Source organism: Mesorhizobium marinum, from assembly GCF_040813675.1.
GTDB classification, from domain to species: Bacteria; Pseudomonadota; Alphaproteobacteria; order Rhizobiales; family Rhizobiaceae; genus Mesorhizobium_K; species Mesorhizobium_K marinum.
Map to the genome: position 1 here is coordinate 1 of NZ_JBFOCI010000012.1, position 20,248 is coordinate 20,248.

17 protein-coding genes and 1 tRNA gene are annotated in these 20,248 nt (G+C 64.8%); 3 read left to right on the forward strand and 15 right to left on the reverse strand.

All coding sequences use genetic code 11. The features are described 5' to 3' along the window. The 4 genes from ABUE31_RS22395 to rpsL all read right to left on the reverse strand — a co-directional run. A partial coding sequence (locus ABUE31_RS22395; RefSeq protein ID WP_367725991.1) for a GTP-binding protein occupies positions 1–117 on the reverse strand: 117 nt, incomplete at its 3' end. A 64-nt stretch (positions 118–181) separates the two neighbouring features. Further along, positions 182–2,272, reverse strand: a complete 2,091-nt coding sequence (gene fusA, locus ABUE31_RS22400) for an elongation factor G (RefSeq protein WP_367725992.1) — start codon at positions 2,270–2,272, stop codon at positions 182–184. Between the two features lie 30 nt (positions 2,273–2,302). After that, a complete protein-coding gene (gene rpsG / locus ABUE31_RS22405) occupies positions 2,303–2,773 on the reverse strand; it encodes a 30S ribosomal protein S7 (protein ID WP_367725993.1) in 471 nt (156 codons plus the stop codon). A gap of 59 nt (positions 2,774–2,832) precedes the next feature. Continuing rightward, positions 2,833–3,204: a 30S ribosomal protein S12 gene (rpsL, locus tag ABUE31_RS22410; protein ID WP_106775706.1), complete on the reverse strand. Its 372-nt coding sequence runs from the start codon at positions 3,202–3,204 to the stop codon at positions 2,833–2,835. Between the two features lie 500 nt (positions 3,205–3,704). Here rpsL and ABUE31_RS22415 point away from each other — a divergent pair, with 500 nt between their 5' ends. Beyond that, a complete protein-coding gene (locus ABUE31_RS22415) occupies positions 3,705–3,983 on the forward strand; it encodes a transcriptional regulator (RefSeq protein WP_367725994.1) in 279 nt (92 codons plus the stop codon). A 6-nt stretch (positions 3,984–3,989) separates the two neighbouring features. On the opposite strand, the gene ABUE31_RS22420 is transcribed toward ABUE31_RS22415, so the two are convergent. Beyond that, positions 3,990–5,225 carry an acyltransferase family protein gene (locus ABUE31_RS22420; RefSeq protein WP_367725995.1) on the reverse strand — a complete coding sequence of 412 codons (1,236 nt, stop codon included), beginning with the start codon at positions 5,223–5,225 and terminating at the stop codon, positions 3,990–3,992. A 250-nt stretch (positions 5,226–5,475) separates the two neighbouring features. On the opposite strand from ABUE31_RS22420, the gene ABUE31_RS22425 reads away from it, so the two are divergent. Both ABUE31_RS22425 and pdxA read left to right on the forward strand, forming a co-directional pair. Continuing rightward, the gene (locus tag ABUE31_RS22425; RefSeq protein WP_367725996.1) at positions 5,476–6,408 is read left to right on the forward strand and encodes a Gfo/Idh/MocA family protein; all 933 of its coding nucleotides are present in this window, start codon (positions 5,476–5,478) and stop codon (positions 6,406–6,408) included. Further along, on the forward strand, positions 6,401–7,417 hold the full coding sequence (gene pdxA / locus ABUE31_RS22430) for a 4-hydroxythreonine-4-phosphate dehydrogenase PdxA (RefSeq protein ID WP_367725997.1): 1,017 nt from the start codon (positions 6,401–6,403) through the stop codon (positions 7,415–7,417). The genes ABUE31_RS22425 and pdxA overlap by 8 nt, the downstream gene beginning before the upstream one ends. A gap of 63 nt (positions 7,418–7,480) precedes the next feature. On the opposite strand, the gene rpoC is transcribed toward pdxA, so the two are convergent. The 10 genes from rpoC to ABUE31_RS22480 all read right to left on the reverse strand — a co-directional run. Continuing rightward, a complete protein-coding gene (rpoC, locus tag ABUE31_RS22435; RefSeq protein WP_367725998.1) occupies positions 7,481–11,677 on the reverse strand; it encodes a DNA-directed RNA polymerase subunit beta' in 4,197 nt (1,398 codons plus the stop codon). Positions 11,678–11,841: 164 nt separating this feature from the next. Continuing rightward, complete coding sequence (gene rpoB / locus ABUE31_RS22440; RefSeq protein ID WP_367725999.1) at positions 11,842–16,008, reverse strand: DNA-directed RNA polymerase subunit beta; 4,167 nt, start codon at positions 16,006–16,008, stop codon at positions 11,842–11,844. Positions 16,009–16,235: 227 nt separating this feature from the next. Beyond that, a complete protein-coding gene (gene rplL / locus ABUE31_RS22445; RefSeq protein ID WP_367726000.1) occupies positions 16,236–16,613 on the reverse strand; it encodes a 50S ribosomal protein L7/L12 in 378 nt (125 codons plus the stop codon). Positions 16,614–16,670: 57 nt separating this feature from the next. Next, the gene (gene rplJ, locus ABUE31_RS22450) at positions 16,671–17,189 is read right to left on the reverse strand and encodes a 50S ribosomal protein L10 (protein ID WP_367726001.1); all 519 of its coding nucleotides are present in this window, start codon (positions 17,187–17,189) and stop codon (positions 16,671–16,673) included. 389 nt (positions 17,190–17,578) lie between these two features. Next, positions 17,579–18,277, reverse strand: coding sequence for a 50S ribosomal protein L1 (rplA, locus tag ABUE31_RS22455; RefSeq protein WP_367726002.1), 699 nt, complete (start codon positions 18,275–18,277; stop codon positions 17,579–17,581). A gap of 4 nt (positions 18,278–18,281) precedes the next feature. Continuing rightward, positions 18,282–18,710, reverse strand: coding sequence for a 50S ribosomal protein L11 (gene rplK, locus ABUE31_RS22460; RefSeq protein WP_367726003.1), 429 nt, complete (start codon positions 18,708–18,710; stop codon positions 18,282–18,284). A gap of 160 nt (positions 18,711–18,870) precedes the next feature. Then, positions 18,871–19,410, reverse strand: a complete 540-nt coding sequence (gene nusG / locus ABUE31_RS22465) for a transcription termination/antitermination protein NusG (protein WP_367726004.1) — start codon at positions 19,408–19,410, stop codon at positions 18,871–18,873. A gap of 39 nt (positions 19,411–19,449) precedes the next feature. Further along, entirely contained in the window at positions 19,450–19,653 is a 204-nt protein-coding gene (gene secE / locus ABUE31_RS22470; protein WP_367726005.1) for a preprotein translocase subunit SecE, read from the reverse strand. A gap of 258 nt (positions 19,654–19,911) precedes the next feature. After that, a tRNA-Trp gene (locus ABUE31_RS22475) sits at positions 19,912–19,987 on the reverse strand. A 105-nt stretch (positions 19,988–20,092) separates the two neighbouring features. Next, positions 20,093–20,248 (reverse strand): EF-Tu C-terminal domain-related protein (locus tag ABUE31_RS22480; RefSeq protein ID WP_496400974.1); only part of this gene is annotated, 156 nt, incomplete at its 5' end.

A 20,248-nucleotide genomic window follows, 5' to 3' on the forward strand; every position in this document is an offset into this window, starting at 1 on the left:
GAACTCGCCGAAGAACTTCGTGATCGCCGCGGTCAGCGACGTCTTGCCATGGTCAACGTGACCAATCGTGCCGACGTTCACATGAGGCTTGGTGCGCTCAAATTTTCCTTTTGCCATTTGAGGTCTCCGTTCCTGCCGCCCGCTGAGGGCTAAATTAAGTTACCGCGTCAAGCCTATGGAATTACGCGTATTTCTTCTGGACTTCCTGGGCGACCGCGGTCGGCACAGGCTCGTAGTGGTCGAACTGCATCGTGTACTGGGCGCGGCCCTGGGACATCGAACGCAGGTTGTCGACGTACTTGAACATGTTCGCCAGCGGCACCATGGCGTTGACGACGACGGCCACGCCGCGCGTCTCCTGCCCCTGGATCTGGCCGCGACGGCTGTTCAGGTCGCCAATGACGTTGCCGACATAGTCTTCCGGCGTCACCACCTCGACCTTCATGATCGGCTCGAGCAGCTGGACGCCGAGCTTCGGCGCAGCTTCCTTGAAGCAGGCGCGCGAGGCGATTTCGAAGGCCAGGACCGACGAGTCGACATCGTGGAACGCGCCGTCGATGAGCGTCGCCTTCACGCCGATCATCGGGAAGCCGGCGAACGGGCCGGAACCCATGACGCTCAGCAGGCCCTTCTCGACGCCCGGCACGTATTCCTTCGGAACCGAACCGCCGACGATCTTGGAGTCGAACACGAACTCCTCGCTCTCCGCGTTCGGCTCGAAGACGAGTTTGACGCGTGCGAACTGGCCGGTACCGCCCGTCTGCTTCTTGTGCGTGTAGTCCTGCTCATGCGTGCGGCTGATCGTCTCGCGATAGGCCACCTGCGGAGCGCCGACATTCGCCTCGACCTTGAACTCGCGACGCATGCGGTCGACGAGGATGTCGAGGTGAAGCTCGCCCATGCCGGCGATGATGGTCTGGCCGCTTTCCTCGTCGGTCTTGACGCGGAAGGACGGATCCTCGGCCGCCAGGCGGTTGAGCGCGAGGCCCATCTTTTCCTGGTCGTTCTTGGTCTTCGGCTCGATGGCGATCTGGATGACCGGATCCGGGAACTCCATGCGCTCCAGGATGACCTGGTTGAGCGGATCGCACAGCGTGTCGCCGGTGGTCGTGTCCTTCAGGCCGGCCAGCGCGACGATGTCGCCGGCATAGGCCTCCTCGATGTCCTCGCGGGAATTCGAGTGCATCTGCAGCATGCGGCCGACGCGCTCTTTCTTGCCCTTGACGGTGTTGTCGAGGGACACGCCCTTCTTCAGCACGCCCGAATAGATGCGTGCGAAGGTCAGCGAACCGACGAACGGGTCGTTCATGATCTTGAAGGCCAGCATCGACAGCGGCTCGCCGTCCGACGGATGACGCTCGATCTCGGCCTCGTTCTTGGGGTCGATGCCCTTGATGGCCGGCACGTCGACCGGCGACGGCAGGAAGTCGACGACACCGTCGAGCAGCGGCTGGACGCCCTTGTTCTTGAAGGCCGAGCCACAGAACATCGGGAAGAACTTGACTTCGATCGTGCCCTTGCGGATCAGCGCGCGCAGTTCGTCGTTCGATGGCAGGTTGCCCTCGAGGTAGTTCTCGAGCGCCTTCTCGTCCATCTCGACGGCGGCCTCGATCATCTTCTCGCGGAACTCTTCGGCCCTCTCCTGAAGATCAGCCGGAATCTCGACGACGTCCCAGGCAGCGCCGAGCGACTCGTCGCGCCAGACCAGCGCCTTCATCTCGATCAGATCGACGACGCCCTTGAACTCCGACTCCGCACCGATCGGCAGCTGAACGGCCACAGCCGTCGCGCCGAGGCGGGTCTTGATCATCTCGTAGGAGCGGTAGAAGTCCGCACCGATCTTGTCCATCTTGTTGCAGAAGATCATGCGCGGAACATGATACTTGTCTGCCTGGCGCCAGACGGTCTCGGTCTGCGGCTCGACGCCGGCGTTCGCATCGAGCAGCGCGATCGCGCCGTCGAGAACGCGCAGCGAGCGCTCGACCTCGATGGTGAAGTCGACGTGGCCGGGGGTGTCGATGATGTTGAAGCGACGCTTCTTGCCGTCGCGTCCCTGCCAGAAGGTGGTCGTCGCGGCGGACGTGATCGTGATGCCGCGCTCCTGCTCCTGCTCCATCCAGTCCATGGTGGCGGCGCCATCATGGACTTCGCCGATCTTATGCGACTTGCCGGTGTAGTACAGGATACGCTCGGTCGTCGTCGTCTTGCCGGCGTCGATGTGCGCCATGATACCGAAGTTACGGTAGTCTTCGATCTTGTATTCGCGGGCCATTGTCGTCTGCCTCTCGTTCTCGCTCGCCGATTACCAGCGGTAATGGGCGAAGGCGCGGTTGGCCTCGGCCATCTTGTGGGTGTCTTCGCGCTTCTTCACGGCGGTGCCGCGATTGTTGGCGGCATCCATCAGTTCGCCGGAGAGACGGTCGACCATGGTGGTTTCGTTGCGGTTGCGCGCAGCCGTGATCAGCCAGCGGATGGCGAGCGCCTGACGGCGCTCCGGACGGACGTCGACCGGAACCTGGTAGGTCGCACCACCAACGCGGCGCGAACGGACCTCGACATGCGGCGCGACGTTGTCGAGCGCCTGATGGAAGACCGCGACCGGCTCCTGCTTGGTCTTCGCCTGGACCTGGTCGAGCGCGCCGTAGACGATGGTCTCGGCAACCGACTTCTTGCCGTCATACATGACGGCGTTCATGAACTTGGTGACGACGAGATCGCCGAACTTCGGGTCCGGGTTGATCTCACGCTTCTCTGCACTGTGACGACGGGACATGTTCTTGTCTCTCTTGTCTCAAGCCCGGCGCAACAAAAAAGCGCCGAAGCTGGGGGACCTTACTTCGGACGCTTCGCGCCGTACTTCGAGCGGCGCTGCTTGCGGTTCTTCACACCCTGCGTGTCGAGCACGCCGCGAATGATGTGATAGCGCACGCCGGGGAGATCCTTCACGCGACCGCCGCGGATCATCACCACGGAGTGCTCCTGAAGGTTATGGCCCTCACCGGGGATGTAGCCGATCACCTCGAAGCCGTTGGTCAGGCGGATCTTCGCAACCTTGCGCAGAGCGGAGTTCGGCTTCTTCGGCGTCGTCGTGTAGACGCGCGTGCAGACGCCCCGCTTCTGCGGGTTCTGCTGCATGGCCGGGACCTTGTTGCGCGTCGCCGGCGCCTGGCGCGGCTTGCGGATCAGCTGGTTGACGGTAGGCATTAAACCCTCTTGTCTCTCAATTCCGTATCTTGAGCCCGACCGGACCCGTCCTGCTTCCGTGCGGCCCGCCGCATTTCCATACGCGAATTCGGGCAAAACACCGCATCTCGCGGTCCTGCCCGAACAAAATGCAGAGGAAGCGGAAGCCGCTTCATGCGTGCCGGAAATGTTCAGTCGCTCGTAAGACGAACCCTGTTTGAGGCAAACTCCTGGGCGTGCCGCCCTGGAAAGCAAAACCTCACATCGGCTCAGATTGCGCGGCTTCTACTCGCATCACACAAAAGCGTCAAGACCGGAGCCGCGATTTCTCGCCGCAAATAGGCGCATGCCTGCCATGCTTCAAGGGCGCGACATTATCTTGCGCATTCCCGGCCATCTGGGCATGGAAAGTGACCGGTTTGACCTGTCGATGCCATCCGGTTCGTGCGAGAATCGTCATCATCATGCGAATCTCTCCACGAAACGGGCTGCGACTCGACGCGCACGAAGGAATCACCGCCATGAACGACAATGACGAGCGGCCGGTGACGATCATCATCGGCAGGGTCCGCCGGGCCAAGACCGGGCCTTGGGAGGGCGTGCACATCCTGCTGGCTGCGCCGGACGACGATACCGCCGTGCGCACCGCCCTCACCGCGCTGACCCGCGAAGGCTATGTCGAGGCCGAACTCGACCAGATCGGCGAAATGCAGGGCGAGCCCGACGAGGAGCCGCATCTGTCGGCCTGGCAGGGCGCGCTCGAAGGCGAAGTCTCGATCGTGATGGTCAAGGAAGGCTGAGCCGAGCTACTCGGCCGATGGAATCGGCGCCGGCCGCAGCGCCGGCGCCTGTCCAGCCCGGCGTTCGCGCAGAGGCAGCCCGAAGAGCAGCCGTACCGGCCCTGCCCTGCGCACCACCTCGTATCCGACCACGCATCCGATGACGGTCGCCGCGGCAATCGACGCGGCTTCGACGACGAGCGGCGCCTCGTGAAGGGTGAACCAGTAGCCGACCACCACGATGATTGTCTGGTGCAGGATGTAGTACGGGAGCACCGCGGCGGTCAGGTAGGTCAGCGCGCGACTCGGGCGGTTGACAAATCGGCGGGCCAGTCCGAGCAGCATCACGATCACCGACCAGGCATAGAAGTCCTTGAGCACAAGCACCGAATAGAGCAGCCCCAGGTCCGCGCCGACCTCGAAGCTGTTCAGCCAGGCCGCCAGCAGCAGGGCGCCCAGCGCGATCGACGCTGCGACGGCCGACTGCAACGCCCTGTCGACGGCAGCCCAGAAGTCCCCGTTCCCGGCGGCCATGAAGCCGATGACGAAGACGGTGAACGTGCGCGCGATGGTGGTCCAGTCGCCCCAGAGATGGTTGGTCTTGGGAAAGTAGGGCGAGAGCCACAGCGTGTAGACGCAGAACGGAAGCACCGGGACGAGGAGCAGCCGCCAGGCCCTCCCGGCCGCGAGCCAGCGAAACAGCGGCGCGCCGGCGTTGACGGTCGCGTATCTGAGGATCGGAAGGCAGAGGACCGTCGCCGCCGTGTAGGTCATCAGATAGGCGAGATACCAGAGGTGGTGCCAATCCGGCAGCGCGAACGCGTAACGGCCGAAGCCGAAATAGTCGCGGCAGAAGTCAAGGAAGCCGGGCGGTATTTCTCCCCAATAGCGCAGGCTGGCGTAGGACTGCGGCACGCAGACCACCGCGATGCCGAACGCGAAGGCCGGGAACAGCCGCGCAAGGCGCAGGCCGAGGAATCGCCACGGCGACGACCTGTCGAGCGCAAAGCGGATCGCGGCGCCGGAGATGAAGAAGAGCAGCGCCAGGCGCCATGGATCGATCATTCCAAGCGCCGGCTCGAGGAACGGCGAACTGTAGCGGCTCTTCAGCAGCCAGTCCCAGGTCACGTAGAACAGGCCGACGTGGTAGGCGATCAGCAGGCCGAACGCGAAAACCCTGAGCCAATCGAGATCGTAGCGCCGCGCGCAGGCACAGCCGGAGGCCGCCTGCCCTTCGGAGTCGGGGGCGCCCGCAACCGTCATAGACGCCGGTGCGGTCGCCTTGCGGCGTTCCCGATCAAGCGGCGGCAATCCGGTCGTCGCATGCGCGTGATCCCTGCCTGCAGACGGCAGACGCGGCCAGTCGACCGGGTCCCCTCGCCGTTCTACCGGGCTTTTTGCCGGTCCACCAGTTGCGGGGCCGCCTCGGGACGAGGCTGCGGCAGGCGCCTGCGGCTTGCTTGCGCGCAAACACGGTTCTGGTAATCACGCCTCAAGCGCGCAAGGAGGCACCATGTCCAGCAGAACGCCCATCAGGCTCGGCATCGTCGGGGTCGGCAAGATCGTCCGCGACCAGCATCTCCCGGCACTCGAAAAGGACGCGGACTATCTCCTGGTCGCGGCCGCCAGCCGCAACGCCACCGTCGAGGGCGTCGCCAATTTCACGACGATCGACGACATGCTGGCGTCGGACGTGGCGATCGACGCCGTCTCGCTTTGCCAGCCGCCGCAGGTGCGCTACCAGGCAGCCCGCGCGGCCATCGAGGCGGGCAAGCACGTGTTCCTCGAAAAGCCGCCGGGCGCTTCCGTCAGCGAGGTCGAAGACCTGAAGGCGGCCGCGGCCCAGAACGGCGTGTCGCTGTTTGCCAGCTGGCATTCGCGCTACGCGCCCGCCGTCGAGGCCGCCCGCTCCTTCCTCGCCGCGACGACGCTGCGTTCCGCGGCGATCGAGTGGAAGGAGGACGTGCGCCGGTGGCACCCGAACCAGGACTGGATCTGGCGGGCCGGCGGCTTCGGCGTCTTCGATCCCGGCATCAACGCGCTGTCGATCGCCACGCATATCCTGCCGCCGATGTACGCGACCTCGGCGACCCTGCATTTCCCCGACAACCGCGACGCGCCAATCGCCGCGCAGATCGACTTCCGGGCCTCGTCGGGACAACCGGTCAGCGCCGATTTCGACTGGCGCCAGACGGGGCCGCAGACCTGGAACATCACCGCCGACACCGAGGCCGGCCAGATGCTGCTTTCGTTGGGAGGCGCCAGGCTCGAGGTCGACGGTCGCGTGCTGCAGGAAGGACCCGACATGGAATATCCCATGCTCTACCGGCGCTTTGCCGAGATCGTGCGCGCCGGCGCGTCCGACGCCGACATCGCGCCGCTGCAGCATGTCGCGGACGCCTTCATGCTGGGCAGGCGCAGCGTGGTCGAGGCGTTTCATGACTGACACCAGCGCCGCCGCGCCGCCGCTTGCCCTGACGATGGGCGAGCCCGCCGGCATCGGCGGCGAGGTCGCGGTGAAGGCCTGGCAGGCGCTGGCGGCGTCCGGCCCCGCCTTCTTCCTGCTCGACGATCCCGCGCGGATTGCGGCCCTGGCCGGACCTGGCATCCGCATTGCGGAGATCGCAGCGCCCGCCGAGGCCACGGCGCTCTTTGGTTCCGCGCTGCCGGTTCTGCCGGTGCCGCTTGCCGTGCCGGTTCAGCCCGGCCGGCCGGACCCCGCCAACGCGGCGGCCGTGATCCGCTCGATCACCATGGCGGTGCAGCTGACGCAGGCCGGCCAGGCGTCCGCCGTCGTCACCAACCCGATCCAGAAGGCGACGCTTTACGAGGCGGGGTTCCCGCATCCCGGCCATACCGAATTCCTGGGCGCGCTGGTCGGCAGCACGGCCGAACCGGTGATGATGCTGGCTTCGCCGATGCTGCGGGTGGTGCCGGTGTCCATCCATGTGTCGCTGCGGACGGCGATCGAGACGCTGACGTCCGATCTGATCGTCGAGCGCAGCCTGATCGCGCACCGGGCGCTCTGCACCGACTTCGGCATCGCCAATCCCCGCCTGGCGGTGGCCGGCCTCAACCCGCATGCCGGCGAAGGCGGCGCCATGGGCGTCGAGGATGACATGATCGTCGCGCCGGCGATCCGCACCTTGCGCGAAGCGGGCGTGGCGGCGAGCGGCCCCTACCCGCCCGACACAATGTTCACGCCGCGCGCGCGCGCCGGCTACGACGCGGCGATCTGCATGTACCACGACCAGGCGCTGATCCCGCTGAAGACCATCGACATGGACGGCGGCGTCAACGTCACGCTCGGCCTGCCTGTCGTGCGCACGTCGCCGGATCATGGCACCGCGCTCGACATTGCCGGCAAGGGGAGCGCCGACCAGGGCAGCCTGATCGCCGCCCTCAGGCTTGCTGCGGAACTCGCGGCACGCCGGGCAAGCGCCGCGCAACACTAGGAAACAAAGAAAAAGGCCGCCGGATCGCTCCGGCGGCCTTCTTGATGTTGCGACCTGGCGCGCCTACTCGGCGGCGTTGGTCATGTCGGCCAGCATCGGATCGGCCATCTCCACGCCGGACGCCTTGCGACGCTCGTCGAGGATGAGCTCGTCGCGCGACGTCGCGATGCGCCGGATCTGGGTCATCTGGCCGCCGGTGCCCGCCGGGATGAGGCGGCCGACGATGACGTTTTCCTTCAGACCCTGCAGCATGTCGGTCTTGCCGGCGACCGCCGCTTCCGTCAGCACGCGGGTCGTCTCCTGGAAGGAGGCGGCCGAGATGAAGGACGGCGTCTGCAGCGAGGCCTTGGTGATGCCGAGGAGAACCGGCTGGCCTTCGGCGGGCTTCTTGCCCTCCTCGATCAGGCGGTCGTTGATCTCCTCGAGTTCGATCACGTCGACATGATCGCCCGGGATGTAGGTCGAGTCGCCCTGGACCGTGATCTCGACCTTCTGCAGCATCTGGCGAACGATCACCTCGATGTGCTTGTCGTTGATCAACACGCCCTGCAGACGGTAGACCTCCTGGATCTCGTTGACGAGGTAGGAAGCCAGAGCCTCCACGCCCTTGATCGCCAGGATGTCGTGCGGCGCCGGGTTGCCGTCGAGGATGTAGTCGCCCTTCTCGATGGCGTCGCCGTCCTGCAAGTGGAACGGCTTGCCCTTCGGGATCAGGTACTCCACCGGCTCCAGCGTCGAGTCGTGCGGCTCGATGATGATGCGGCGCTTGTTCTTGTAGTCGCGCCCGAAGCGGATCGTGCCGTCGATCTCGGCGATGATGGCGTGGTCCTTCGGACGACGCGCCTCGAACAGTTCCGCCACGCGCGGCAGACCGCCCGTGATGTCCTTGGTCTTGGCGCTTTCCAGCGGAATACGCGCGATCACGTCGCCCGGCTTCACGGTGCCGCCCGGCTCGACCGAGAGGATCGCCTCGACCGACAGCTGGAAGCGGGCGTCGCCACCCTTGGCCAGCTTGCCGACCTTGCCCTTGGCGTCATGGATGACGATGGCGGGCTTGAGGTCCGAGCCACGCGGCGTCGAACGCCAGTCGATGACCTCGCGCTTGGTGATGCCGGTCGATTCGTCGGTCGTCTCCTGGACGGAGAGGCCATCGACCAGATCCTCGAACACGACCTTGCCGGCAACTTCGGTGAGGACCGGGCGGGTGTAGGGATCCCACTCGGCGATACGCTGGCCGCGCTTCACCTTGTCGCCGTCATCCACGTAGATGCGCGAACCGTAGGTGACGCGGTGCGTCGCGCGTTCCTTGCCGGCCTCGTCGAGGATCAGGATCGCCATGTTGCGGCCCATCACCACGAGGTGACCGTCGGAGTTGCGCACGACGTTGCGGTTGCGGATCTGCACCGTGCCTTCATAGGACGCTTCCAGGAAGGACGAGTCGACGACCTGCGCCGTGCCGCCCATGTGGAAGGTACGCATCGTGAGCTGCGTGCCCGGCTCGCCGATCGACTGCGCGGCGATGACGCCGACAGCCTCGCCGATGTTGACGGGCGTGCCGCGAGCCAGGTCGCGGCCGTAGCAGATCGCGCAGACGCCGGTCCTGACGTCGCAGGTCAGCGCCGAGCGGATGCGGACCGACTGCACGCCGGCCTTCTCGATGACCTCGATGTCGCGCTCGTCCATCAGCTTGCCGCTCTTGACGAGCAGATCACCCGAGACCGGATGGTTGATGTCGTCGAGCGCGGTGCGGCCGAGGATGCGCTGGCCGAGCGACGCAACGACCTGGCCGGCGTCGACGATCGGCTGCATGGTCAGGCCACGGTCGGTTCCGCAATCGGGGACCGTGACGATGCAGTCCTGGGCAACGTCGACGAGACGGCGCGTCAGATAGCCGGAGTTGGCCGTCTTCAGAGCGGTGTCGGCGAGACCCTTACGCGCACCGTGCGTGGAGTTGAAGTACTCCAGAACGGTCAGGCCTTCCTTGAAGTTCGAGATGATCGGCGTTTCGATGATCTCGCCCGACGGCTTGGCCATCAGGCCGCGCATGCCGGCCAGCTGGCGCATCTGGGTCGGCGACCCGCGCGCGCCGGAGTGGCTCATCATGTAGATCGAGTTCATCGGCTTCTGGCGGCCGCCGTCGTCGAACTCGACCGCCTTGATGCGGCTCATCATCTCGTCGGCGACCTTTTCCGAGCACTTGGCCCAGGCGTCGACGACCTTGTTGTACTTCTCGCCCTGGGTGATCAGGCCGTCATTGTACTGCTGCTCGTATTCCTTGGTCAGCGCCTCGGTGTCTGCAACCAGCTTCTCCTTGGCGGCCGGGATCAGCATGTCGTCCTTGCCGAACGAGATGCCGGCGCGGCAGGCATGGCTGAAGCCGAGCGCCATGATGCGGTCGCAGAAGATGACCGTCTCCTTCTGACCGCAGTGGCGGTAGACGGTGTCGATCATCTTGGAGATGTTCTTCTTGGTCATCTCCTGGTTGGCGGTGTCGAACGGCACGTTGACGTTCTTCGGCAGGAGTTCGCCGATGATCATGCGGCCCGGCGTGGTGTCGTAGATCTTCGACACTTCCTTGCCCTTCTCGTCGACCGACTTGAAGCGACCCTTGATCTTGGCGTGCAGGGTGACGGCCTTGGTCTCCAGGGCGTGCTGCAGCTCGCCCATGTCGGCGAAGACCATGCCCTCGCCCGGCTCGTTCTGGTTGACGATCGACAGGTAGTAGAGGCCGAGGACCATGTCCTGCGACGGCACGATGATCGGCGCGCCGGACGCCGGGTGCAGGATGTTGTTGGTCGACATCATCAGCACGCGCGCCTCGAGCTGCGCCTCGAGCGACAGCGGGACGTGAACGGCCATCTGGTCGCCGTCGAAGTCGGCGTTGAAGGCCGTGCAGACGAGCGGGTGCAGCTGGATCGCCTTGCCCTCGATCAGCATCGGCTCGAAGGCCTGGATGCCGAGGCGGTGGAGCGTCGGGGCGCGGTTGAGCAGGACCGGATGCTCGCGGATGACCTCGTCGAGGATATCCCAGACTTCCGGCTTTTCCTTCTCGACCAGCTTTTTCGCCTGCTTGACGGTCGAGGAGTAACCCTTGGCGTCGAGACGGGCGTAGATGAACGGCTTGAACAGCTCGAGCGCCATCTTCTTCGGCAGGCCGCACTGGTGCAGCTTGAGCTCGGGACCGGTGACGATGACCGAGCGGCCGGAGTAGTCGACGCGCTTGCCGAGCAGGTTCTGGCGGAAGCGGCCCTGCTTGCCCTTCAGCATGTCGGACAGCGACTTCAGCGGGCGCTTGTTGGCGCCGGTGATGACGCGGCCGCGGCGGCCGTTGTCGAACAGGGCGTCGACCGCCTCCTGAAGCATGCGCTTCTCGTTGCGGATGATGATGCCCGGCGCGCGCAGCTCGATCAGCCGCTTCAGGCGGTTGTTGCGGTTGATGACGCGGCGGTAGAGGTCGTTCAGGTCGGACGTCGCGAAGCGGCCGCCGTCGAGCGGGACGAGCGGACGCAGGTCCGGCGGGATCACCGGCACGACCTTCATGATCATCCACTCGGGGCGATTGCCCGATTCCATGAAGTTCTCGACCACCTTGAGGCGCTTCAGCAGCTTCTTCTGCTTCAGCTCCGACGTCGTCGAGGCGAGTTCGGAACGCAGGTCGCCGGCGATCTTCTCGAGGTCCATCGCGGCCAGCAGGTCATGGATCGCCTCGGCGCCGATCATGGCGGTGAAGCTGTCCTCGCCGTACTCGTCGACGGCCAGCATGTACTCCTCCTCGCTGAGGAGCTGGTGCTCCTTCAGCGCGGTCAGGCCGGGCTCGGTGACGATGTAGTTCTCGAAGTAGAGAACGCGCTCGATGTCCTTCAGCGTCATGTCGAGCAGCGTGCCGATGCGCGACGGAAGCGACTTCAGGAACCAGATGTGGGCGACCGGCGCGGCCAGCTCGATGTGGCCCATGCGCTCGCGACGGACGCGCGACAGCGTGACTTCGACGCCGCACTTCTCGCAGATGACGCCCTTGTACTTCATGCGCTTGTACTTGCCGCACAGGCACTCGTAGTCCTTGATCGGACCGAAGATGCGCGCGCAGAACAGGCCGTCGCGCTCAGGCTTGAACGTGCGGTAGTTGATGGTCTCCGGCTTCTTGATCTCGCCGAAGGACCAGGACAGAATCTTTTCCGGGCTGGCCAGCGATATCCGGATGGAATCGAACACCTGGGCGGGCGCCTGGGGGTTGAAGAGATTCATGACCTCTTGGTTCATGCCGTTCTCCTTTTCGGGGTCGGGGAACCCCATTTCCAGAACAATCGAGTGATCCCTGCGGAGCGCCGCGCTCCATGTTCCCGGATCACTTCAGTCTCGAACCGGCCGCAGCGGCCGGACATTCGGTGGATGCGCCGCGAAACTGCGTTCGCGGCGCATCGGTCCTATTCGGCCGCGTCGGGCAACCGCGAAGGCGCCTCGTCGACCTTGGTGTTTTCGAGTTCGACGTTGAGGCCGAGCGAGCGCATTTCCTTGACGAGAACGTTGAAGCTCTCGGGAATGCCGGCTTCGAAGGTGTCGTCGCCGCGCACGATCGCTTCGTAGACCTTGGTACGGCCCGCCACGTCGTCCGACTTCACCGTCAGCATTTCCTGCAGCGTGTAGGCGGCGCCGTAGGCTTCGAGCGCCCAGACCTCCATTTCGCCGAAGCGCTGGCCGCCGAACTGCGCCTTGCCGCCCAGCGGCTGCTGGGTGACGAGCGAGTACGGCCCGATCGAACGCGCGTGGATCTTGTCGTCCACGAGGTGGTGAAGCTTGAGCATGTAGATGTAGCCCATCGTCACCTGGCGGTCGAACGGCTCGCCGGTGCGCCCGTCGTAGAGCGTCGACTGGCCGCTGGTGTGCAGGCCCGCCTCGGACAGCATCTCGTCGATGTTGACCTCGTGCGCACCGTCGAACACCGGCGTCGCGATCGACACGCCGCGGCGCATCTGCTCGCCCAGACGCACGATCGACTCGTCGTCGTACTGCTTGACGTGCTCGTTGCGGTCGTTGGCGGGGATCAGGTGCTCAAGCGTCTTCCTGAGCGGCTTGATGTCGCCCGCGGCCTTGTAGGCATCGATCAGCTCGCCGATCTTCTTGCCCATGCCGGCGCAGGCCCAGCCAAGATGCGTCTCGAGGATCTGGCCCACGTTCATGCGCGACGGCACGCCCAGCGGATTGAGCACGATGTCGGCATGGGTGCCGTCCTCGAGGAACGGCATGTCCTCGACCGGAACGATCTTGGAGACGACGCCCTTGTTGCCGTGACGGCCGGCCATCTTGTCGCCCGGCTGCATCTTGCGCTTCACCGCGACGAAGACCTTGACCATCTTCATCACGCCCGGAGGCATTTCGTCGCCGCGCTGCACCTTCTCGACCTTGTCCATGAAGCGCTGCTCGAGCGCCTTCTTGGATTCGTCGTACTGGCCGCGCAGCGCTTCCAGTTCGCCCTGCAGCTTCTGGTCGTCGACCGCGAACTGCCACCACTGCGAGCGCGGATAGTCCTCGAGGACCTCCTTGCCGAGCTTGGTGCCCTTCTTGAAGCCCTTCGGGCCGGCGATCGCCTCCTTGTTCTTCAGCATGTCCGAAAGACGGCTGTAGACGTTGCGGTCGAGGATCGCCTGCTCGTCGTCGCGGTCCTTGGCGAGGCGTTCGATCTCCTCGCGCTCGATCGCCATGGCGCGCTCGTCCTTCTCGACGCCGTGACGGTTGAACACGCGGACCTCGACAACCGTGCCGAAGGTGCCCGGAGGCATGCGCATGGACGTGTCGCGAACGTCGGAGGCCTTTTCGCCGAAGATGGCGCGCAGGAGCTTTTCCTCCGGCGTCATCGGGCTTTCGCCCTTCGGCGTGATCTTGCCGACCAGGATGTCGCCCGGCTGCACCTCGGCGCCGATGTAGACGATGCCGGCCTCGTCGAGGTTCTTCAGAGCCTCTTCGGAGACGTTCGGGATGTCGCGCGTGATCTCCTCAGGCCCGAGCTTGGTGTCGCGGGCCATGACCTCGAACTCCTCGATGTGGATCGAGGTGAAGACGTCGTCCGAGACGATCTTCTCCGAGAGCAGGATGGAGTCCTCGTAGTTGTAGCCGTTCCACGGCATGAACGCGACGAGCACGTTGCGGCCGAGCGCCAGATCGCCGAGATCGGTCGAAGGACCGTCGGCGATGATGTCGCCCTTGTTGACGTGGTCGCCCATGCGCACCAGCGGACGCTGGTTGATGCAGGTGTTCTGGTTGGAACGCTGGAACTTCATCAGACGGTAGATGTCGACGCCCGACTTGCCGGGATCGAGGTCTTCCGTCGCGCGGATGACGATACGCGTCGCATCGACCTGGTCGACGATGCCGCCGCGGCGGGCGCCGATGGCGGCGCCGGAGTCGCGGGCGACGATCGGCTCCATGCCGGTGCCGACGAACGGAGCCTCGGCGCGCACCAGCGGAACGGCCTGACGCTGCATGTTCGAGCCCATCAGAGCGCGGTTGGCGTCATCGTTCTCGAGGAACGGAATGAGCGCCGCGGCCACCGAGACGAGCTGCTTCGGCGACACGTCCATGAGGTCGACGTTTTCGCGCGGCGCCATCATGACTTCGCCGGCGTGACGGCAGATCACGAACTCGTCGACGAAGCCGCCCTTCTTGTCGAGCTCGGCGTTGGCCTGCGCAACGTAGTGCTTGGCCTCTTCCATCGCCGACAAATAGACGACGTCCTGGGTCACCTTGCCGTTCACGATCTTGCGGTAAGGCGTCTCGATGAAGCCGTACTTGTTGACGCGCGCGAAGGTGGCGAGCGAGTTGATCAGGCCGATGTTCGGGCCTTCAGGCGTCTCGATCGGGCAGATTCGACCGTAGTGCGTCGGGTGCACGTCGCGCACCTCGAAGCCGGCGCGCTCGCGGGTCAGGCCGCCCGGTCCAAGCGCCGACAGGCGGCGCTTGTGGGTGATCTCGGAGAGCGGATTGGTCTGGTCCATGAACTGCGAGAGCTGCGAGGAACCGAAGAACTCGCGCACGGCGGCGGCCGCCGGCTTCGCGTTGATCAGGTCTTGCGGCATGACCGTGTCGATCTCGATCGACGACATGCGCTCCTTGATGGCGCGCTCCATGCGCAGCAGGCCGAGCCGGTACTGGTTCTCCATGAGCTCGCCCACCGAGCGCACGCGGCGGTTGCCGAGATTGTCGATGTCGTCGATCTCGCCCTTGCCGTCACGCAGCTCGACCAGCGTCCTGACGACGGCCAGGATGTCCTCCTTGCGCAGCACGCGCACGGTGTCCTCGGCATCGAGCTCGAGGCGCATGTTCATCTTGACGCGGCCGACGGCCGAGAGGTCGTAGCGGTCGGCGTCGAAGAACAGCGAGTTGAACATCGCCTCCGCCGTCTCCAGCGTCGGCGGCTCGCCCGGACGCATGACGCGGTAGATGTCGAACAGCGCATCCTGCCGGCTCTCGTTCTTGTCGATCGCCAGCGTGTTGCGGATGTAGCCGCCGATGTTGATGTGGTCGATGTCGAGGATGGCGATTTCCTTGAGACCGAGCCTGAGCAGCTCAGCAAGGCTGCCCTTGTTCTCGCCGCTCTTGGCATCGACGGTCAGGTCGAGCTCGTCGCCGGCCTCGAAGAAGATCTCGCCGGTCTCGTGGTCGACGATGTCCTCGGCGAGGTAGCTGCCGATCAGGTCCTCGTCGGACGCCTTGATGGCCTTCAGGCCCTTGTCGGCCAGCTGCTTGGCCTGGCGCGCGGTGATCTTCTTGCCCTGCTCGACGACGACCTCGCCGGTGTCGGCGTCAATCAGGTCGTTGACGGCCTTCAGGCCCTTGAAGCGGTCCACGGAATACGGGATGCGCCAGTGGTCCTTCGAGCGCTTGTAGGTGATCTTGTTGTAGAAGGTCGACAGAATCTCCTCGCCGTCCATGCCCAGCGCCATCAGGAGGCTGGTCGCAGGGATCTTGCGGCGGCGGTCGATACGGGCGTGCACCACGTCCTTCGAATCGAACTCGATGTCGAGCCAGGAGCCGCGGTAGGGGATGACGCGGGCGGCGAACAGCAGCTTGCCCGACGAGTGCGACTTGCCCTTGTCGTGGTCGAAGAAGACGCCCGGCGAACGGTGCATCTGCGAGACGATGACGCGCTCGGTGCCGTTGATGATGAAGGTGCCGTTGAGCGTCATGAGCGGCATGTCGCCCATGTAGACGTCCTGCTCCTTGATGTCCTTGATGGACTTCGCGCCGGTGTCCTCGTCGACATCGAACACGATCAGGCGCAGCGTCACCTTGAGCGGCGCGGCGTAGGTCAGGTCGCGCTGGCGGCACTCGTCGACGTCGAACTTCGGCGCCTCGAACTCGTACTTGACGAATTCGAGCATCGAGGAGCCCGAGAAATCGGAGATCGGGAAGACCGACTTGAAGACGGCCTGCAGCCCCTCGTCGGGACGGCCGCCTTCCGGCTCGTCGACCATCAGGAACTGGTCATAGGACGCCTTCTGGACCTCGATGAGGTTCGGCATCTCCGCGACTTCGGGGATGTTTCCGAAGAATTTTCTTACGCGTCTGCGGCCATTGAATGAGAGGGTCTGGGCCATCGTCGCTCCTTGCTCTTCTCGGGCGCGGCATCGGCCTGCTCACGCCCTGCAAATTCTCCGCGGCCGCTGCAGCGGCCCGCCAAAACGGTGAAAAACCCGTTTCCGGAAGGCCGCCCCGCGGCCCTCAGGAAAGAGGTTCCCCACACCCTGCCCCGGTACGCGGGCGCCCGAACGGCCTGCCCGCCGGGACTGGCGGACGGCCGGAGCCGCCCGCCAAAACGCAACGCTTACTTCAGGTCGATCTTGGCGCCGGCTGCTTCCAGCTGGGCCTTGAACTTCTCCGCGTCGGCCTTGGAAACGCCTTCCTTGACCGGCTTCGGAGCGCCTTCGACCAGGTCCTTGGCTTCCTTGAGGCCGAGGCCGGTGATGGCGCGGACTTCCTTGATGACGTTGATCTTCTGAGCGCCGGCGTCCGTCAGGACGACGTCGAACTCGGTCTTCTCCTCAGCGGCGGCGGCCGGAGCAGCGCCACCGGCAGCGGCGGCAACCGCGACCGGAGCGGCAGCCGAAACGCCCCACTTCTCTTCGAGCATCTTCGAGAGCTCGGCCGCCTCGAGGACGGTCAGGGAGGAGAGGTCGTCAACGATCTTTGCGAGATCAGCCATTTCTATATTCCTTCACACTAGGTTTGAACGTGTTTCCTGCAGCAGCGAGGAACGGCCTCATGCCGCCTCGTCCTTCCGGGCATAGGCGCCGATGACGCGCGCGACAGAAGCCGCGGGCGCATTGACGACCTGGGCGATCCGGGTTGCCGGCGTGGCGATCATGCCAACCAGCTTGGCGCGCAGCTCGTCGAGCGACGGCAGCGAGGCCAAGGCCTTCACACCGTCCGCGTCGAGAGCAGTCGATCCCATCGCGCCGCCGAGAATGATGAGTTTCTCATTCCCCTTGGCGAAATCGGACGCGACCTTCGGCGCCGCAACCGGATCTTCCGAATAGGCGACCAGCGTCTGTCCCTTGAACAGATCGATGATGGATTCGGATCCCGTACCCTGAAGAGCGATTTTGGCGAGACGGTTCTTCGCGACTTTGACGGTGCCGCCGGCAGTCCGCATCTTCGTACGAAGATCGTTCATCTGCGCAACGGTGATACCGGCATAGTGGGCCACGACCACCGAACCGGCGCCCTTGAAGGCGTCGTTCAGGCCCGTGACGAGTTCGCGCTTTTCCGCTCTGTCCACTGCCTATCTCCAGTTGACCCCGACCTCACTGCGAGGACGGGAGTCGGTTGCCTTTTGCCGGCCGGGCCTTCCATTCCTGGATCACCCGAACGGCGGTTCAGAGGATCCTGCCCCCTTTTCGCCGCAACGCCGGGACTGGCCCCACGCTGCGCTGACAAAAGGCAAACACGGTTCAAACCTTTCATTGGAGCCGTCGGCTCCTTTGTCGGGTCCGTACCCGTCTCATGCAGGCCATTCGATTAAGGCCGTCGCCCGTTCGGGCTCGGACCGCCTGCAATCTCGGACAGGATGACCGGAAACATCTCTGTCTCCGGCTTCCGGGCCGCTTTCGAGGCCCGGAATTCTTGTTGCAGGATCAGCTCAATAGAGGCTGATCCTGAATTGGCGAATCAAGACGCCGTGAGGCTCGCGATGTCGAGCTTCAGGCCCGGGCCCATCGTCGAGGTGACCGACACCTTCTTGATGTAGTTGCCCTTGGCGCCCGCCGGCTTGGCCTTGGTGACCGCGTCGGCGAAGGCGCGCACGTTCTCTTCGAGCGCCTTGAGGTCGAACGACGCCTTGCCGACGCCGCCATGCACGATGCCGGCCTTCTCGACGCGGAACTCGACGGCGCCGCCCTTGGAAGCCTTGACGGCCGCAGCGACGTCGACAGTCACGGTGCCGACCTTCGGGTTCGGCATCATGCCGCGCGGGCCGAGCACCTTGCCCAGACGACCCACCAGGGGCATCAGGTCAGGCGTGGCGATGCAGCGATCGAAGTCGATCTGGCCCTTCTGGACGATATCGACCAGGTCTTCGGCGCCGACGATGTCGGCTCCGGCGGCCTTGGCCTCGTCGGCCTTGGCGCCGCGTGCGAACACGGCGACGCGGACGTCACGACCGGTACCGTTCGGCAGGTTGACGACGCCGCGGACCATCTGGTCGGCATGGCGCGGATCAACGCCGAGGTTCATGGCGATCTCGACCGTCTCGTCGAACTTGGCCGACGCACGCTCCTTGAGCAGCGCCAGTGCCTCGCCGAGCGGATAGGCCTTGTCGCGATCGATGCCCTCGCGGGACTTGGCTACGCGTTTTGCAATCTTTGCCATCGTCTCAGCCCACCACTTCCAGGCCCATCGAGCGGGCGGAGCCCTCCACCATGCGCATGGCGGCCTCGACGTCGTTCGCGTTCAGGTCCTTCATCTTCGCGGTCGCGATCTCGCGCACCTTGTCGCGCGCGATCGTGCCGGCCTTCACCTTGCCGGGCTCCTTGGAGCCGGACTTCAGGTTGGCGGCCTTCTTCAGGAAGTAGGTCACCGGCGGCGTCTTCATGACGAAGGTGAACGACTTGTCCTGGTAGTAGGTGATCACGACGGGGATGGGCGAACCCTTCTCCATCTCCTGCGTCTGCGCATTGAACGCCTTGCAGAATTCCATGATGTTGATGCCGCGCTGACCAAGCGCCGGGCCGATCGGGGGCGACGGGGTCGCCGATCCAGCCGGAACCTGGAGCTTGAGCTGGCCTGCAATTTTCTTAGCCATTCTCTCTGCCTCTGTTCGTGCCGGGCCTGGCGCCCGGCGGTTGCAGTCCGGTGGTTCGGTTCCGGCGGCCGGCTATCTGCCGCCTTCGCCTCCCACCCGCTAAGCCGCGATACGTTCGCAGCCATCCGCCCGCCGGTCACCCGGCGGCGGAAATGTCCGGTCAGCCCTTCTCGACCTGACCGAATTCAAGATCGACGGGCACCGCACGCCCGAAGATCGAAACTTCCACCTTGAGGCGCGCGCGCTCCTCGTCGACATCCTGGACGGTGCCGTTGAAGGAAGCGAAGGGCCCGTCGGAGACGCGCACCTGCTCGCCGATCTCGAAGGTGACGGACGGCTTGGGCCGCTCCACGCCTTCCTGCACCTGGTGCAGGATGCGCTCCGCTTCCTTCTCGGTGATGTGCATCGGCTTGGCCGAATGCTTGTCCTCGCCGAGGAACCCGGTGACGCGCGGCGTGTTCTTGACCAGGCTGATCACCGCGTCGTTGAGGTCGGCCTTCATCAGCACGTAGCCGGGAAAGAACTTGCGCTCTGCGTCCACCTTCTTGCCGCGACGAACTTCGACGACCTTCTCGGTCGGGACGACGATCTGCTCGATGCGCTCACGCAGGCCCTTCTGCTTGGCCTTGTTCTCGATGTCCTCGGCGACCTTCTTCTCGAAGTTCGAATAGGCGTGGACAATGTACCAGCGCGCAGTCATCCCAAAAAATTCTCCAAATACGTCTGGTGCACCCGGCGATCAGCGCCCGATGCCGAGGATGAGTTCCACGCCAAAGGCCATGACCTGATCGGCAGCGAAGAAGAAGAGCATCGCCAGCGCGGCGAACGCCAGAACCATCGCCGTCGAGATCATGGTTTCGCGCCGCGACGGCCAGGTCACCTTCGCGGTCTCCGCCCTCACCTGCTGCAAGAAGGTAAAGGGGTTCGTAGTCTTTGACGCCATGCCGCTTTCCTGCCGCCCTCGGTTCAACCCGAAGAGTTTCTCGAATTCCGTCGCCGGAACCGCCCTGCCGTACCGAATCGCCGCGAATCATGCAGCAGCGTCCAGGCAAGCAATTAAGGCGCGCAAAGACGGTTTCCCCCTCAGCGCGCCGTAGGTTTGTCGGGTCGATATATAACCAGTCGCGGAATTTAACAAGTGCCTATCGTCAGCGCGTCGCGACGAAAGCTGGGTGCTGTGTCGGGTGGCTGCCGGGGCGGGTGGCAGGGGCAGCAGGGCTCGAACCTGCGACCTGCGGTTTTGGAGACCGCCGCTCTACCAACTGAGCTATACCCCTAACGCGACGCGTTCATTTCACAAAGCCTCGACCGTTTCAAGGCCTTTGCGCGACCTGATGAAAGGGCGGCCGAAGCCGCCCTTTCGAACTCATGAACAGGCCGTCTTATTCGACGATCGACGCAACAATCCCTGCGCCGACCGTGCGGCCGCCTTCACGGATTGCGAAGCGCAGCTTCTCCTCCATGGCGATCGGCACGATCAGCTGCACGTCGACCGTCACGTTGTCGCCCGGCATCACCATCTCCGTGCCTTCCGGCAG

Coding starts and splice junctions, on each gene's coding strand:
- rpoB (WP_367725999.1), bottom strand. CDS start 16,008: ATGGCCCAGACCCTCTCATTCAATGGCCGCAGACGCGTAAGAAAATTC.
- ABUE31_RS22415 (WP_367725994.1), top strand. CDS start 3,705: ATGAACGACAATGACGAGCGGCCGGTGACGATCATCATCGGCAGGGTC.
- pdxA (WP_367725997.1), top strand. CDS start 6,401: ATGACTGACACCAGCGCCGCCGCGCCGCCGCTTGCCCTGACGATGGGC.
- nusG (WP_367726004.1), bottom strand. CDS start 19,410: ATGACTGCGCGCTGGTACATTGTCCACGCCTATTCGAACTTCGAGAAG.
- rpsL (WP_106775706.1), bottom strand. CDS start 3,204: ATGCCTACCGTCAACCAGCTGATCCGCAAGCCGCGCCAGGCGCCGGCG.
- rpsG (WP_367725993.1), bottom strand. CDS start 2,773: ATGTCCCGTCGTCACAGTGCAGAGAAGCGTGAGATCAACCCGGACCCG.
- rpoC (WP_367725998.1), bottom strand. CDS start 11,677: ATGAACCAAGAGGTCATGAATCTCTTCAACCCCCAGGCGCCCGCCCAG.
- ABUE31_RS22425 (WP_367725996.1), top strand. CDS start 5,476: ATGTCCAGCAGAACGCCCATCAGGCTCGGCATCGTCGGGGTCGGCAAG.
- ABUE31_RS22420 (WP_367725995.1), bottom strand. CDS start 5,225: ATGACGGTTGCGGGCGCCCCCGACTCCGAAGGGCAGGCGGCCTCCGGC.
- secE (WP_367726005.1), bottom strand. CDS start 19,653: ATGGCGTCAAAGACTACGAACCCCTTTACCTTCTTGCAGCAGGTGAGG.
- rplK (WP_367726003.1), bottom strand. CDS start 18,710: ATGGCTAAGAAAATTGCAGGCCAGCTCAAGCTCCAGGTTCCGGCTGGA.
- fusA (WP_367725992.1), bottom strand. CDS start 2,272: ATGGCCCGCGAATACAAGATCGAAGACTACCGTAACTTCGGTATCATG.
- rplA (WP_367726002.1), bottom strand. CDS start 18,277: ATGGCAAAGATTGCAAAACGCGTAGCCAAGTCCCGCGAGGGCATCGAT.
- rplL (WP_367726000.1), bottom strand. CDS start 16,613: ATGGCTGATCTCGCAAAGATCGTTGACGACCTCTCCTCCCTGACCGTC.